Raw genomic sequence first — 13,869 nt, forward strand, 5'->3', positions numbered from 1 at the left:
GAGCAGCAATCAGCTGCTCCCGCTTGGTATGCTGGGCTGGTTCATCACTTCATTCCCGAAGCAATAGAGCACAGCTAGTAACAATCTATCCCATGCTTTTACTTGCGAGCAGCTTTTGGAAGCTCAATTTGCTTGTTATCCTTGGATTCTTTATAGAGGACGATTGTTTTGCCAATAACCTGTACAAGTTCTGCTCCAGCTGCTGTTGCAACCTCAGCGCCAATTTCCCTCGGATCATCCAGGCAATTATTGAGCACGGAAACTTTGATAAGCTCGCGAGATTCGATTGCCTCCTCAATATGACGAACGAGGTGGTCATTGGTGCCTCCTTTACCTACTTGAAATATAGGAGTCAGATGATGAGCAAGTGATCTTAAATAACGTTTTTGTTTACCTGTAAGCATGTGAATGGTTCCTTCTTTCATCTCGATGTTTCATCTATTTTCTATCTTAATGGTACAAATATCTATGGCTGCAAGGAAGCGAGTACTGTTTCTCTCATCGCCGCTGCAGGAGCAGGCTGACCCGTCCAGTATTCGAATGCATAGGCCCCTTGATAAATAAACATGCCAAGTCCTCCGTGAATACGGCAGCCATGCTCCTCGGCATCACGCAGAAATTTCGTTTTTAAAGGATTGTAAATCAAATCGCTGGCAACCGCATCTGGTTTCAACCAACTGGCATCGACCGGAGTATCCTCCGTGTTCGGGAACATGCCGACGGAGGTTGTGTTAATGACAATATCTGCTTCCTCACAGGCAGCTTGCAGTTCTTCATTCGATATCGCTTGTATATCAGCTTCCGCTTGCAGAGATCGAGCTAACTCACTCGCCCGTTCTACGGAGCGGTTCGCAATCGTAATGCGTTCGGGCTTCTCGTTTGCAAGCGCATAGACGATCCCGCGAGCTGCACCGCCTGCCCCAATGACGACGATTTTCTTACCAGCAAGTTCACTCTCTGCCTCTTCCTTCAGAGAACGAACATAACCGATGCCATCTGTGTTATAGCCAATAAGGCGTCCTTCTTCATTAACGATTGTATTTACCGCGCCAATAGTCCGCGCGCTTGCATCAATCTCGTCAAGCACCGACATAATGTCCAGCTTATGAGGGATCGTAACATTCACGCCCCGAATTCCCATAGCACGAACACCTGCGGCGAAGTCTGCGATTCGATCAGACGTCACATGAAACGCTGTGTATACGCCGTTAATTCCCGTTTCCTGAAAGGCACGGTTCATCATAATCGGTGATTTTGAATGTCGAATTGGATTGCCGATTACGCCAAACAGAAGAGTATTGCTGTCAATTCGGTTTCCTGCGCCCACGTTCGTCACAGTGAATTCCCCTTCCAAAACCTGATGGTTAAATCATTGAGTCACGGAGCATCACTTTAACACCTTTAGGCGCATAAATATCGATCACAGCCCCGCCGGTTCCGTTGACTTGAATCCAACCGAGTCCGGATATGAATACATCCTTGTTCAATCCACGCTTGACGCGCAGCGAATGCCTTGTCCAAGCTGGAATCGTCTCCAACTCTTCAAGTGACGGTCCACCCAGCAATTGACCGCGATGGTCAGCGTAAAGCTCATCCGCACGTTCCAGCTTCGTCCGATGCATGTTGAGCGCATTCGATACGTAGAACGTAAACGATTGACGGTCCCCTTCAACAAAATCGAACCGAACCAAGCTGCCAATAAATAGCGATTGTCCTGAATTTAATTGGTACACAAGCGGTTTAATCGGCTTGTCCGGCAATAAAGAGCCGAGGAAGCTCCGTGGTACAACTTCAGTCATACGAGTAGCATATACAATGCCTGGCGTATCGATGATCGCTTTCCCATCCTCAAGTGGGATATGAACGGCATCAAGCGTCGTTCCCGGATACCTAGAAGTCGTAAGCTCGCGTTCCATATCACTGTAATCGCGGATAAGTCGATTGATCAGCGTTGACTTGCCGACGTTTGTCGCGCCGACTACATATACATCACGACCATTGCGGTAATGCTCAAGCGCCTCGATGACACGTTCGAAGCCCATGTTGCGCTTTGCGCTGCAAAGAACGACATCTACCGTACGTAAGCCTTCTTCCTTCGCTTGCTTCTGTACCCAGTTCCGCAGCCGATTGACGTTCATCGCTTTCGGAAGCAGATCAATCTTATTCACGACAAGCAGAACAGGGTTATTGCCGACGAATCGCTGCAATCCCGAGATCAAGCTGCCTTCAAAATCGTACAAATCGACAATATGTACAACCAGGCTGTCCGTATTGCCAATGCTGCCTAGCAGCTTTAAGAAGTCATCCTGATCAACCGCTACGGATGATGCTTCATTGTAATTGCGAATGCGAAAGCATCTTTGACATATTACAGGATCACGCCCAATTGCCGCTTCCGGCAAATATCCCGGCAGATCAGAGCTAGTAGCCTGAAGCGCCACTCCGCAGCCCGCGCATGAACCGGATGTCTGACTAAGCTGTTGTTCCATCACTTTGTTTCCCCCTCATACCATAACCCTTTTTTCCTCAAACGTACCAATGCAAACCGTTCGATCCGTCGATTTACCCTTGTCATTATCCCCTCATCCGCAGGTGCAATCGGCAATACGAGAATCGTGTAAAGTCCCATCCGATTACCGCCAAGCACATCGGTAAGCATCTGATCACCGATGACGACTGTATGCTCCGCTTGCAAACCTAAGACGCCGAGCGCCTTCTTAAAGGCCTTAGCGGCAGGCTTGCGCGCTGCATGAATATAAGGAATATTGAGCGGTGCTGCGAACTTCCCAACACGAGTTTCATTGTTATTCGAGACGATTACAACCTGAAAGCCGCGTGAGCGCACATAATCAAGCCACTGCACAAGCTCAGGCGTAGCTAACGCCTCCTTGGCACCGACAAGCGTATTATCCAAATCCGTAATGATGCCGCGAACGCCCCTTGCATGCAGCTCATCTAAATTAATTTCATAAACTGTATTAACGCGCATATGCGGCAACAGCCGTTCAAACATAATGGATATCCCTCTGCTTTCTGCTTGCTATCTTACGAAACTATACCATACAAACCAAATTTGTTGCAAAAAATACCGCTGCCAATTTGTCTGGTCAGCGGTATTTGTGCAAAAAGGATAAAACCCAGCCGATCACTTCACGTTCGCCTATCCTGTAATCATGTGCTACATTCCGATACGAGCGTCGGCTAACCTTATTTTAATTGATCGATTATTGATCGCACTTTGATTACGAATCGATCCGCTTCTTCCGAGGTTGCCATGGCAGGGCTGTATTTGGCCTGCTCGAATCCATCCAGCACCACTTTGAAATCATCACGAAGTCGTTTCCTGCTCTCCGACCATCTGCTAACCGCTTCTCTAAGCGTCTCATGCTCTCCGCGCTCCATACCGCGCTTCTTGCAAATCCGAAGAAGTCTTTGTGTTTCGATAACGATTCGGTCATTCGAAGTATAAGAGCCGTGGCGGAACTTCCGCCATGCCAATACGAGTTGATTGCGGCGCATAATGATTGAAACCACAAGTGCAATCACAAGAAGCGAAATCGCGCTCCACGTCCACAGCTTTGATTGGGAGGATGTTTTCGATTCCACAACCGCGGCTGCATCTGTATCTTCCGTATCGACTTCAGGCAATGCTGCATCCTCTTCTACTGCCATCGTGTAAGGAAAAGTGAAGCCGGCAGTAGCTTCGAATGGAATCCAGCCAAAACCTTCGAAATAAATCTCCACCCATGAATGTGCGTCAGAGTTTCTAACTGTATAAGTGCCTGACCCGTTTGGATTGACACCCTCACCCATAACTTCACCAGGCGGACCGTAATCGCTGATCGGAAGCACCCCTGGTGCGAAGCCCTTCACCCATCTAGTCGGCAAATCCAAGCTCCGCGCCATTACGGCCATAGCGGTAGAGAAATAATCGCAATAGCCTTCTTTCAGTTCAAATAAAAACTGATCTACAAAATCAAGCGATGTGCCCGTAAGTCTAGACTCATCGGGCAAATTATTGTAGTTATACGTAAGCCTCAAATAGGTTTCAAGCAGCTTAGCTTTGTCATAATCATTTGTTGCTTCAGCTGTTACATCCCTTGCAAGCTGTTTAACTCGCTCGGGCAACTGATTTGGAAGCTGCAGGTAGAAGGCATTTCTTGTCGCCTCAGTCTCGTCCGACCACCCTGCTTTTGCTTTACGCAGCAGCTCCTCATCAAGAACAGGGACCGAAGAGGTAACGGAGTAGGTTTGTGGATATTTACGATTTTTCATTGACCAGTTCAGTAATCGCAGCTCACTGGAGCTTGCTTCCCATCTTAGTCCCGAAAGCAGAGCGGCCTCATCATCGTCCACCCAATTCAAGGTTGTAATCGGTGAAGCACCGAATAGGACAGGATAAGTATCCTTGCGAACCATCGTAATGATTTGATCAATCTTGGTAACTCCTGCTGTTGGAGGCGTATCTATGACAGCTAAGTTCTCGCCTTTGACTACTGAAGTAAGCGTCTCACCCACTTCGACATCCTGCCAGCCAGCTCCCGTATAGATCGCCTTGGCTTCGCCGCGCCAATAGCTTCGATGTGAGGTTGTAACAGTCATCATCGGCGAATAATCGAATTCAAATCCCCCGCCAAGCTCGTCGTCATTGCGGCTGTAACCGGAGCTCGCATTGCCGCTATTGCTTGGAGTCAGCGATTCCGTTCCCTTATCCCCAAGAAAAACTTGCACTTGCTCGCCCTTCGCTTCCTTCCAGATCGTGTAAGGATCCTGCAACAGCGGAGACAAGGATGGCATGTTCAGCCCCGCCGTCATCAGCACGGTAAGAACAAGCGCAATTGGCACTATTAATTGAAGCGGATATTCCGCCAGCTCTCTCCAACTGTTCGGATGCTCACGTTCAAGTCGCGACAGATGGCTTGCAACTAGCCATAACAAGCCGATAAATACAACCATTCCCACCTCGTCCCAGAGCCAAATCGGGGTGAAGGAATCCCCGATCGTCAAGATAAGAATGTTCATGCCGACGAAGCCAATCATTCTAAGGCGAGTTGTCGTCCATATCCCAAAGAGGATATAGAGAAGCAGCAATGCAGCACTAATCCATATAAACGGATTCAATTGAACAGCATGAGCCTGAATCCACCAAATCCAGTCTTGCCAGCTCTCAGGCTTCGCAATAAGCCAATCCATCTCCACCAAGTTAGCGGCTACGAATATAGCTGCCGCAGCTTGGAGTACTAGCTTCAGAAGCCTTGTGTTTGGCGGCAGCACAATGTCAATAATGACCGCTGCCAGAAGTGTCACATATCCGATGGTGAATGTTTCCTCCCACCAATAACCTTCGAATATCGTAATCGAACTAGATAGAATGATGGCAATAAAGATAGCTCTGACCTTATCGAACCAATTTGTCGATAAGTAAGTACCGATCGCTTTCATGAAAGGCTTCACGCGATACCACTCCCTTCTAACGCGGCTGGGAGCTCTTGCAGTTGACGAATGTCGAAGACAGGCCAGCCGTGCTCACGCAGCACATGCTTCCATGATGTATTTCCGCTCAGCGGATCAACCATAGATGATATATGGAGCAAGCAAGGGGTAATGCCTTTCCGCGACAGCCATTCCATGCTTCTGACAACATCGGCTCCTGTATCAGGTGTTACGACCACCGCAAAGCTGCCAGGTTCTAACACGGTATCTGCCTGTTGAAGGGATGCATACAAAGGACGAACAGCATCCGCATCGACAAAGGTCAAATGTCTCATCATTAGATTACGCTGCTCGATACCCGATTTGGGGCTGATCATCGTCAGCTTCTCCCCAATCGACAGCAGACCCATCGCCGTGTCGTCCTTTAACCCATTCTCCAGAAGCGAAGCAGCGGCAGATACCGCAAGCTCGAACCGAGCAGCAAGTTCACTACCATATCCTCCAGCGTAACGATCCAGTATAACGACAGTTCGCGGCAGTGATTCCCGCTCAAAGGCTTTGGATTTCCATTGGCCTGTCTTAGCGGTCGCATTCCAATGGACACGAGATAAGCGGTCGCCATACAAGTATTCGCGAACGCCGTTGATTTGGGTCGTCTCCTTGGCAGAGCGTGACGCGATTGCATGAGAGTAAGGCCCGCGAATGCCACGTTGAATACCATTCCATTGTCTTAGCGCTACCGTCTGAGGCAGCACATTGAATACCGTTTCCGTGCCGAATTGTCCCGAATGCTCGAATAGACCAAATACATCATAAGACAAGCACTGCGTGTGCGTGAATCGATACTCGCCGCGAAGCAAAGGCGGCGTCTGGTAGGCGACCTGGCCGCTGCGCTTCCAATTCGGAACAAAGGACGTTTCGAAAGCCAGCTTCTGCCCATTATGACGCTGCATCTGATCTCTCACAATTACATATGGAAGCGGATAGTAGCCTGGAATTTTCATCGTGAGATTGACCTCCAGCGAACTCCCCGCGGATAAGCTATGATCAAGCGCATTCGCGCCAGGTACCAAATACGTTCTACTGCCTGATACCCTATTAATACCGCTCCAGCGGCCAAGCACCAAATAAACGAGCAATAAGTTCAAAATCATAAACAGCATAAAAGCGGTTTTTCCGCCTTGGAATAAGAAATAAAACAGACTGGTCAAATAAATAACGGCAACAAGCTGCCAGCGCAGCCTCTTCGATTTAGCCGCTGCCATCCGTTTAACGCTCTAGCCGAACCGGAACCTTCGTGGACTGAATCACCTGTTCGATGATATCCTCCGCTTTAAGTCCGTTCATTCGGGCTTCCGTACGAAGCAAGAGTCTGTGAGAGAGAACAAAAGGCGCTAGCTCCTTAACATCGTCAGGCGTTACGAAATGACGCTGCTGAATATAAGCGCTCGCTTTGGCTGCCCGCGCAAGAGCCAGTGCCGCTCGGGGACTCGCACCAAGCATCACATTCGCATGCTCTCTCGTTCCTCTAATGAGGCTGACCAAATATTTGCCTACTGCATCATCGATATGTACCTTGAGCACTTGATCTTGAATATGGATCATATCGGCAATATCAATCATCGGCTCAATGCGATCAGATGGATGTATTCCTTCATTAGATAACACCATGCGCTGCTCATCAGCTTCACTCGGATATCCTAGCGACAGCTTCATCATAAAGCGGTCGAGCTGAGCTTCCGGAAGCGTGTATGTCCCTTCGAATTCAATCGGATTTTGAGTGGCAAGCAGCACGAAGGGACGCGGAAGCTCATACGTATCACCATCAACTGTCACATGTCCTTCTTCCATCGCTTCTAGCAGCGCTGATTGCGTTTTCGTCGTTGCACGGTTAATTTCATCTGCCAGCAATATATTGGACATTACCGGACCCGGACGGAATATAAAAGACTCTTGTTTAGGATGATAAATAGAAACGCCTGTAATATCTGTAGGCAATAAGTCCGGATTGCACTGGATGCGGCGGAACTGTCCACCGATTGATTTGGCGAGCGCCTTTACAAGCTGTGTCTTGCCTGTGCCTGGCACATCTTCCAGCAAAACATGTCCGCCTGCAATAACAGCGATGAGCAGCCGTTTTATTTCTTCCTGCTTGCCGAGAATACAAGTTTCTAAGTTTCGTAGAATAGTAGCACATAATTGCATGTCTGCAGGACGAATATCCATTCTATTACCTCCCGAAATAACGCTTATGTTTATGTTCAACACTACTATTTTACAGTACTTTCTTTGCCATACACAAACTTTTTCACTACAAAAAAAATTGGAAGATCCCACAGGATCCTCCAACTCTTTTCCAAAAATAACTACCCTTTAGGTCTAACCACCAGCGCTGCCAGAAAGGAAAATATGATGGCAGCCGAGATGCCGGCACTCGTCACTTTGAATATGCCGGAGATCACTCCAATCCAGCCTTGGTCGTGCAGCTCGGTCAATGCACCATGTACGAGCGCATTACCAAAGCTCGTAATTGGAACAGTGGCTCCTGCCCCTGCAAATTTCACCAACGGCTCATATAAATCGAAGCCATCCACGATCGCTCCAATGACAACCAGCGTCGACATCGTATGCGCTGGCGTCAGCTTGAGTACGTCGAACATCAACTGGCCGATCACACATATCCCTCCGCCAACTACAAAAGCCCATAAAAAAATCATAACCGCTTAACCTCCTTTTGCACTAATGGCTACCGCATGTGCGATGCAGGGGATGCTTTCTCCTTGCTGGAATGAAAGTGGAGATAACAAAGCGCCGGTTGCAACGACAAGAATTCGTTTCAATTCCCCCTTTTTAATTCTTTTGAGCAAATGTCCATAAGTAACGACCGCCGAACACCCGCAGCCACTGCCACCTGCCTGAACCTTCTGGTTTTGCACGTCATATACCATCAAGCCGCAATCGCTGAATACCGTATCATTCATGGGAACACCGTTCTGCAGCAGCAGCTCTTTCGCAATAGGATGGCCCACGCCAGCCAAATCACCTGTAACGATGAGGTCATAATCACTTGGCGATCGGCCAGTATCGTTGAAATGTGCTTGGATCGTATCGACAGCAGCCGGTGCCATTGCGGCGCCCATATTGAAAGGATCAGTAATGCCCAAATCAATAACCTTGCCAATAGTCGCGCACTCCACAACCGGGCCGTCTCCTGAAGCAGCAACGACTGCAGCTCCAGCACCTGTAACCGTATACTGCGCTGTTGGCGGCTTCTGCGAGCCATATTCCGTTGGATAACGGAACTGCTTCTCTGCGGTACAATTATGGCTGCAGGTTCCTGCAAGTACATGAGTAGCTGATCCTGAATTTACAAACAATGAAGCAAGCGCCAGCGTTTCCATCGAGGTAGAGCATGCACCGAATACGCCGATATAAGGAACGCCAAGCGAGCGAGCTGCGAAGCTGTTACTAATGATTTGGTTCATTAAATCTCCGCCGATATAGAATTGAAGCTGATCGCGCTTAATGCCTGCATTCTGAATTGCAAATTCAGATGCTTGTTCAAGCAACAGCCGCTCGGCCTTTTCCCAGCTTTTTTGCTGCATATCAAGCTCAGGATGGACGAGATCGAAGTCAGCAGCCAGCGGCCCATCGCCCTCATCTGGACCTACTACAGTCGCTTCGCCGATGATGACAGGACGCTTCTCGAACCACCAGGATTGTTTTCCTCGCAGCATATTACTGACCCCCAGTACCAAGTATGAGATGGACAATACCGACGAAGAAAGCTGCTACCGTTCCGTATACGATAACGGAACCGGCTAGCTTAAACATATTGCCGCCAACACCTAACACAAGCCCTTCGCTTCGGTGCTCCAACGCCGCTGAACACATGGAATTCGCAAACCCTGTTACGGGAACAGCAGATCCTGCCCCTGCCCATTGAGCGATTTTGTCATATACACCTAAGCTCGTTAGAATAACGGATATTAGAATGAGCGTAGCAACCGTTGGGTTGCTTGCCGCAGTCTCACTCATCCCCATCAAATGGACAAACATTTCTTGAATGGCTTGTCCAAACACGCATATTGCTCCGCCAAAAACAAATGCCTTCAAGCAATTGCTCCAAATCGATCTAGGGGGCTCCATCGTTTTGGCGAACGATTGATATTCCTTTGGTGACATCGCCATTTTCTTGTACGAGTGACGGCTCTTACTTTTTGTAGCCACTGCACCAACCTCCTTTTCCAGTACGGCTTCCCTTACCGCATAAGCGTAGAGTTCCGTTTACACGCTACATTCTTCTCGTTCATTATTTGTTATTGAAGGTAGCAATATTCCAACAAAAAAAAGGATTATCCATGGCGATTATGCTCGCTCAGGACAATCCTCTTCTTACATCAATATCGCAAACAATAGTAAAACAAGCAACACGTACAGAACAAGCACGAGTATGCTCATAAATTGACGCTGCTTTTTTTTGGACACAAGCACTGCTCCCCTCATACCGGGCATTTATCTATAGCATATGCCAAACACCCAGTAGTGGAGCGTGTCTTTCCAGAAGGCAAGGCCAAATTAATCCTCAATAATCATGACACCTTTTGCAGCAAGGCTGTAAGTCCCGCTGACAGGCTCGCCTGAGAGGAGCTCAGGGCGCGGCTGGGCTCCAAGCTGAAACTCCGCAGCATCTGAATTGTGGTTCAGAATAAACGTGTAGGATTTGCCGTCCTTGCTTCTGCGGGTAACCTCTACGCCGCTGGGTGCGGCAAGAAGAGGCTCGATTCCTTTATCCTTAATTATATTGGTAAGCAGTGATTGCAGGAACTGCTTGTCTGGGCTTGAAGCGATATACCACGCCTCACCCTTACCGAATGTGTTGACCGTTACAACGGGCATGCCTTTGTAGAAATCGGAGCCGTACTCCGCAACAACCTCTGCACCCTCAGAATGAATCAAATCGCATAGCATGCTGCACGTGTACGTTCCGCTAAGCGCTCCATTAGCCTTCTTCATAACGATTTGATTGTGCTGACCTGGAAGCAGCGCATCGATTTCTTCCGCCCAAATACCAAGAACCTTACGCAGCTTGCCAGGATATCCACCTGTTGTAACGAGATCATGCTCATTCACAATACCGCTGAAGAAAGTAGTAATGAATGTACCACCGCGCCGAGTGAATGCTTCAACCTTCTCTGCAAAGCCAGGCTTAATCATGTACATAACTGGTGCAATGACCAAATCATACTGATCGAACTGCTCCTCGACACTGATCATATCGGTCTGTACATTCAACTCAAACAAAGCGTCGTAATATTTGTGAACTTCATCTACGTATTTAAGCGCAATGCTCGGACCGCTTGACAGCTCGACAGCCCAGCGGTTCTCCCAATCGAAAACGATTGCAGCTTTCGCATCAATACGTGAATCGAGCAACTTATCGGATAGCTGAGTAAGCTCGCGGCCAAGCTCCGCGCATTCTCTGAATACGCGTGTATGCTCATGACCCACATGCTCAATAACCGCTCCGTGGTATTTCTCACATGCGCCTATAGAGCGGCGTAGTTGGAAGAACAATACCGTGTCGGCGCCGTGGGCAACCGCTTGGTAGCTCCACAGACGCATAACGCCTGGTCGCTTCAAGGCATTATAGGCCTGCCAGTTCTGCTGACTTGGCGTTTGCTCCATAAGCATAAAAGGTTGTCCACTTTTGAGGCCGCGCATCAGAGCATGCGTCATGGCAGTGAAGCTGACAGGCGTGTCAATGGAAGGGTAATTGTCCCATGACACAACGTCCAGATGCTTCGCCCATTTGAAATAATCGAGCTCTGGGTAAGTCCCCATTAAATTAGTCGTTATTTGAATATCCTGAGAATGCTTCCTAATCTCTTCAAATTCTATCAAATAGCAGTCAAGAAGGGCATCGGATTGGAATCTGCGGTAATCCAGCGATATGCTTTGGAAATTGGTGCGATTGCCTCCCCACTCCTCACTAAGCCCATTCGGCGGGACAATCTCATCCCAATCATAGAAAGTATGTCCCCAGAAGCTTGTATACCAAGCTTTGTTCAACTGCTCAATCGTACCGTAACGATTCTGCAGCCAAACGTGGAAGGCCTCTGCGCAGTTATCGCAATAGCAATAGCCGCCATACTCGTTGGATATATGCCAAGCCACGATTGCTGGATGATCCTTGTAACGCTCTGCCAGCTTGCCTGCAATCAGCTTCGAGTATTGACGATAGGCCGGACTGCTTGGGCAGGAGTTGTGGCGACCGCCGAACTTGCGCTTACGTCCTTCGTAATCAACACGAGTTACATCCGGATACCTTTTGGCCATCCAAGCAGGGTGAGCGCCTGTGCTCGTTGCCAAGCAGACCGAAATACCGTCACCATGCAATCTGTCGATGATGCGATCTAGCTCGCTGAAATCATAGGTTTCCTCGCTCGGTTGTATACGTGCCCACGAAAAAACGTTAACCGTTGCTACATCAATATCGGCAAGCTTGAACATGCGAAGATCCTCTGACATCGTTTCGTCATCCCATTGCTCCGGATTGTAGTCGCCGCCATACCATATTTTTGGAAGTTTGTTATGTATCATGTTGTTTCCATTCTCCTCTCAACCTTTACATAATAAGAACGAGGGAAGAGAGCCCATGAAATGAGCCCTCTCCTTTCCTGCTATTTTAAGCTTATTTGGACCAAAGCGCTACGCGATCTTTTACCATTTTCGTAAACTCAGCATTCAATTTTTCTACGCCAGCATTGTCAAGGTCTTTCAAGAATGCATCGTATATTTTATCGAAGTCTGCTGGTTTCGCAAGAATAGCTTCTGGAATACGTTTTTTCATAATGTCTTGTGTTTTTTGGAAAATAACGTTAGCTTGCGAGCCTGTTTCGAATGGAAGCGTCCAAGCAGCGCCGTACTTACGCTCTGGGAATGCATCGTCTGCAGGCCACAGATCTTTATACGTCGTTGCATTGTATTTCGCAAGCGTCTTTTTGTCTTCTTCGGAATAAGCCGTTTGGATTTGCTCTGGGAACGTTGTTGTGTAGTAGTTTCCAGAAGGATCCTTCACGCCATCGCCGTAACGAGCGGATAGCAAGTAGTTGCCAATGCCTGTTGTTTTCTTGAATGTGTTGTTGTCATTCGATTTCTGTGCTTGAACATCTTCAGGAATGACACGCTTGCCATCTACTACGTTGTAATGCTTGCCTTCGATACCCCAGTTAACAAGCACTTGACCTTCATCCGAAGCAAGGTAATCAAGGAATTTGATTAACCGAACAGGATCTTGCGCATCCTTTGTAATACCAATACCATAACCGGCAATGTAGCCAGTTCCTTGGAAGGAGTGATCTTGGAACGTGTCATTCAATGTTACAGGGAAACGCGCATAAGTTGCTTTGAAGTTTCCAGCAGCTTTCAGTGCATTTTCCGCATCGCCATAATCCCAGTTTTGATCAACGAGACCAAGAACGCGGCCAGAAGCGACTTTTGCTTTGTATTGGTCGTATTTCTGAACGAAGCTTTCTTTGTCAAGCAAGCCGATATCGTTCATGTGGTTCAACCAACGGAAGTATTCTCTTTCTTCTGGACGCTGGTAGTGCATAATCGCTTCATGTGTATCTTGGTTTACATAGAATTCGCCATCATCCGGAGCGCCTGTTGCATAGAATGCAGGGTTCGTTACGGAAATCAGAATTTGCCATTCACCGCCATTAAGCGACATACCGATTGTTGGTTGGCCGTCAGCTGTTGTCGGGTTTTTCTCAATATAAGCTTTGATCGCTGCTTCATAATCTTGAACCGTTTTGATTTCTGGGTAACCGGCTGCTTCAAGCACTTGATGCTGCAATTGGAAACCGCCGCCTGCTTCAAAGTACGTTTGGCCTACGCCGCCAGAAGGAAGCGTATAGATCGCATCGTCATCTTCGCTCCAGCGAAGACGGTTTAAATATTCGCCGTACACTTTTTTGATGTTCGGGCCGTGCTCCTCGATTAGTGGACGAAGGTCGATCAATGCGCCGGCATCAACCAATTTACCAGCACTGCCTTTCGGCATAACTAGGTCTGGGAATTCGTCGCTTGCAACCATAAGTGCGAACATTTCTTCATCCGTACCACCTACAGGAAATTCCTGTTTCATCGTGATTCCTGTTTTTTCTAGAAGGAATTTACCTGTTTCGGATTGCATATCATCCCAGTTCGCATTGACGTCGCCGGATGCTACTCGGATCGTAATTGGTTCAACCGCTGCCTCTTCGTTAGCAGCATTCGTTGGCTCATTCGTTGTACCTTTGTTTGTGTTACCTTCACTGTTCGAGTTGCCACAAGCTGTGACGAATACGAATACGAGTGCCAACATCAGGCATAGTGCCATTTGCATCTTTCTTTTCATTACCGGAAAGCCTCCCTTTTTTTCTGTTGCAT

General features: G+C 48.1%; 12 protein-coding genes. All 12 read right to left on the bottom strand.

The features are described 5' to 3' along the window. Positions 1-98 precede the first annotated feature (98 nt). Positions 99-404, bottom strand: coding sequence for a ribosome assembly RNA-binding protein YhbY (gene yhbY / locus FGT79_RS07165; protein WP_138752030.1), 306 nt, complete (start codon positions 402-404; stop codon positions 99-101). Positions 405-466: 62 nt separating this feature from the next. After that, a complete protein-coding gene (gene aroE / locus FGT79_RS07170) occupies positions 467-1,336 on the bottom strand; it encodes a shikimate dehydrogenase (RefSeq protein WP_425464987.1) in 870 nt (289 codons plus the stop codon). A gap of 28 nt (positions 1,337-1,364) precedes the next feature. Beyond that, positions 1,365-2,489 carry a ribosome biogenesis GTPase YqeH gene (yqeH, locus tag FGT79_RS07175; RefSeq protein WP_138752966.1) on the bottom strand — a complete coding sequence of 375 codons (1,125 nt, stop codon included), beginning with the start codon at positions 2,487-2,489 and terminating at the stop codon, positions 1,365-1,367. Next, on the bottom strand, positions 2,489-3,013 hold the full coding sequence (locus FGT79_RS07180) for a YqeG family HAD IIIA-type phosphatase (RefSeq protein WP_138752031.1): 525 nt from the start codon (positions 3,011-3,013) through the stop codon (positions 2,489-2,491). Before FGT79_RS07180 ends, yqeH begins: the two co-directional genes overlap by 1 nt. A gap of 194 nt (positions 3,014-3,207) precedes the next feature. Then, entirely contained in the window at positions 3,208-5,454 is a 2,247-nt protein-coding gene (locus tag FGT79_RS07185; protein WP_138752032.1) for a DUF4129 domain-containing transglutaminase family protein, read from the bottom strand. Continuing rightward, on the bottom strand, positions 5,451-6,698 hold the full coding sequence (locus tag FGT79_RS07190) for a DUF58 domain-containing protein (RefSeq protein WP_138752033.1): 1,248 nt from the start codon (positions 6,696-6,698) through the stop codon (positions 5,451-5,453). Before FGT79_RS07190 ends, FGT79_RS07185 begins: the two co-directional genes overlap by 4 nt. A 4-nt stretch (positions 6,699-6,702) precedes the next feature. Then, the gene (locus FGT79_RS07195; protein WP_138752034.1) at positions 6,703-7,659 is read right to left on the bottom strand and encodes an AAA family ATPase; all 957 of its coding nucleotides are present in this window, start codon (positions 7,657-7,659) and stop codon (positions 6,703-6,705) included. Positions 7,660-7,799: 140 nt separating this feature from the next. Continuing rightward, on the bottom strand, positions 7,800-8,150 hold the full coding sequence (spoVAE, locus tag FGT79_RS07200; protein WP_138752035.1) for a stage V sporulation protein AE: 351 nt from the start codon (positions 8,148-8,150) through the stop codon (positions 7,800-7,802). 6 nt (positions 8,151-8,156) lie between these two features. Beyond that, complete coding sequence (gene spoVAD, locus FGT79_RS07205) at positions 8,157-9,170, bottom strand: stage V sporulation protein AD (RefSeq protein WP_138752036.1); 1,014 nt, start codon at positions 9,168-9,170, stop codon at positions 8,157-8,159. Position 9,171: 1 nt separating this feature from the next. Beyond that, the gene (spoVAC, locus tag FGT79_RS07210) at positions 9,172-9,624 is read right to left on the bottom strand and encodes a stage V sporulation protein AC (protein ID WP_138752967.1); all 453 of its coding nucleotides are present in this window, start codon (positions 9,622-9,624) and stop codon (positions 9,172-9,174) included. Positions 9,625-10,011: 387 nt separating this feature from the next. After that, entirely contained in the window at positions 10,012-12,036 is a 2,025-nt protein-coding gene (locus FGT79_RS07215) for a beta-galactosidase (RefSeq protein WP_138752037.1), read from the bottom strand. A 91-nt stretch (positions 12,037-12,127) separates the two neighbouring features. Then, complete coding sequence (locus FGT79_RS07220) at positions 12,128-13,837, bottom strand: ABC transporter substrate-binding protein (RefSeq protein WP_138752038.1); 1,710 nt, start codon at positions 13,835-13,837, stop codon at positions 12,128-12,130. Between the last annotated feature and the right edge of the window lie 32 nt (positions 13,838-13,869).

It is taken from the genome of Paenibacillus sinopodophylli, assembly GCF_005930355.1.
Classification (GTDB): Bacteria; Bacillota; Bacilli; order Paenibacillales; family Paenibacillaceae; genus Pristimantibacillus; species Pristimantibacillus sinopodophylli.

Excerpts from the sequence above, each read along its gene's own strand:
- yhbY (WP_138752030.1), bottom strand. The coding sequence starts at position 404 with ATGCTTACAGGTAAACAAAAACGTTATTTAAGATCACTTGCTCATCAT.
- yqeH (WP_138752966.1), bottom strand. The coding sequence starts at position 2,489 with ATGGAACAACAGCTTAGTCAGACATCCGGTTCATGCGCGGGCTGCGGA.
- FGT79_RS07180 (WP_138752031.1), bottom strand. The coding sequence starts at position 3,013 with ATGTTTGAACGGCTGTTGCCGCATATGCGCGTTAATACAGTTTATGAA.
- FGT79_RS07190 (WP_138752033.1), bottom strand. The coding sequence starts at position 6,698 with ATGGCAGCGGCTAAATCGAAGAGGCTGCGCTGGCAGCTTGTTGCCGTT.
- FGT79_RS07195 (WP_138752034.1), bottom strand. The coding sequence starts at position 7,659 with ATGGATATTCGTCCTGCAGACATGCAATTATGTGCTACTATTCTACGA.
- spoVAE (WP_138752035.1), bottom strand. The coding sequence starts at position 8,150 with ATGATTTTTTTATGGGCTTTTGTAGTTGGCGGAGGGATATGTGTGATC.
- spoVAD (WP_138752036.1), bottom strand. The coding sequence starts at position 9,170 with ATGCTGCGAGGAAAACAATCCTGGTGGTTCGAGAAGCGTCCTGTCATC.
- spoVAC (WP_138752967.1), bottom strand. The coding sequence starts at position 9,624 with ATGGCGATGTCACCAAAGGAATATCAATCGTTCGCCAAAACGATGGAG.
- FGT79_RS07215 (WP_138752037.1), bottom strand. The coding sequence starts at position 12,036 with ATGATACATAACAAACTTCCAAAAATATGGTATGGCGGCGACTACAAT.
- FGT79_RS07220 (WP_138752038.1), bottom strand. The coding sequence starts at position 13,837 with ATGAAAAGAAAGATGCAAATGGCACTATGCCTGATGTTGGCACTCGTA.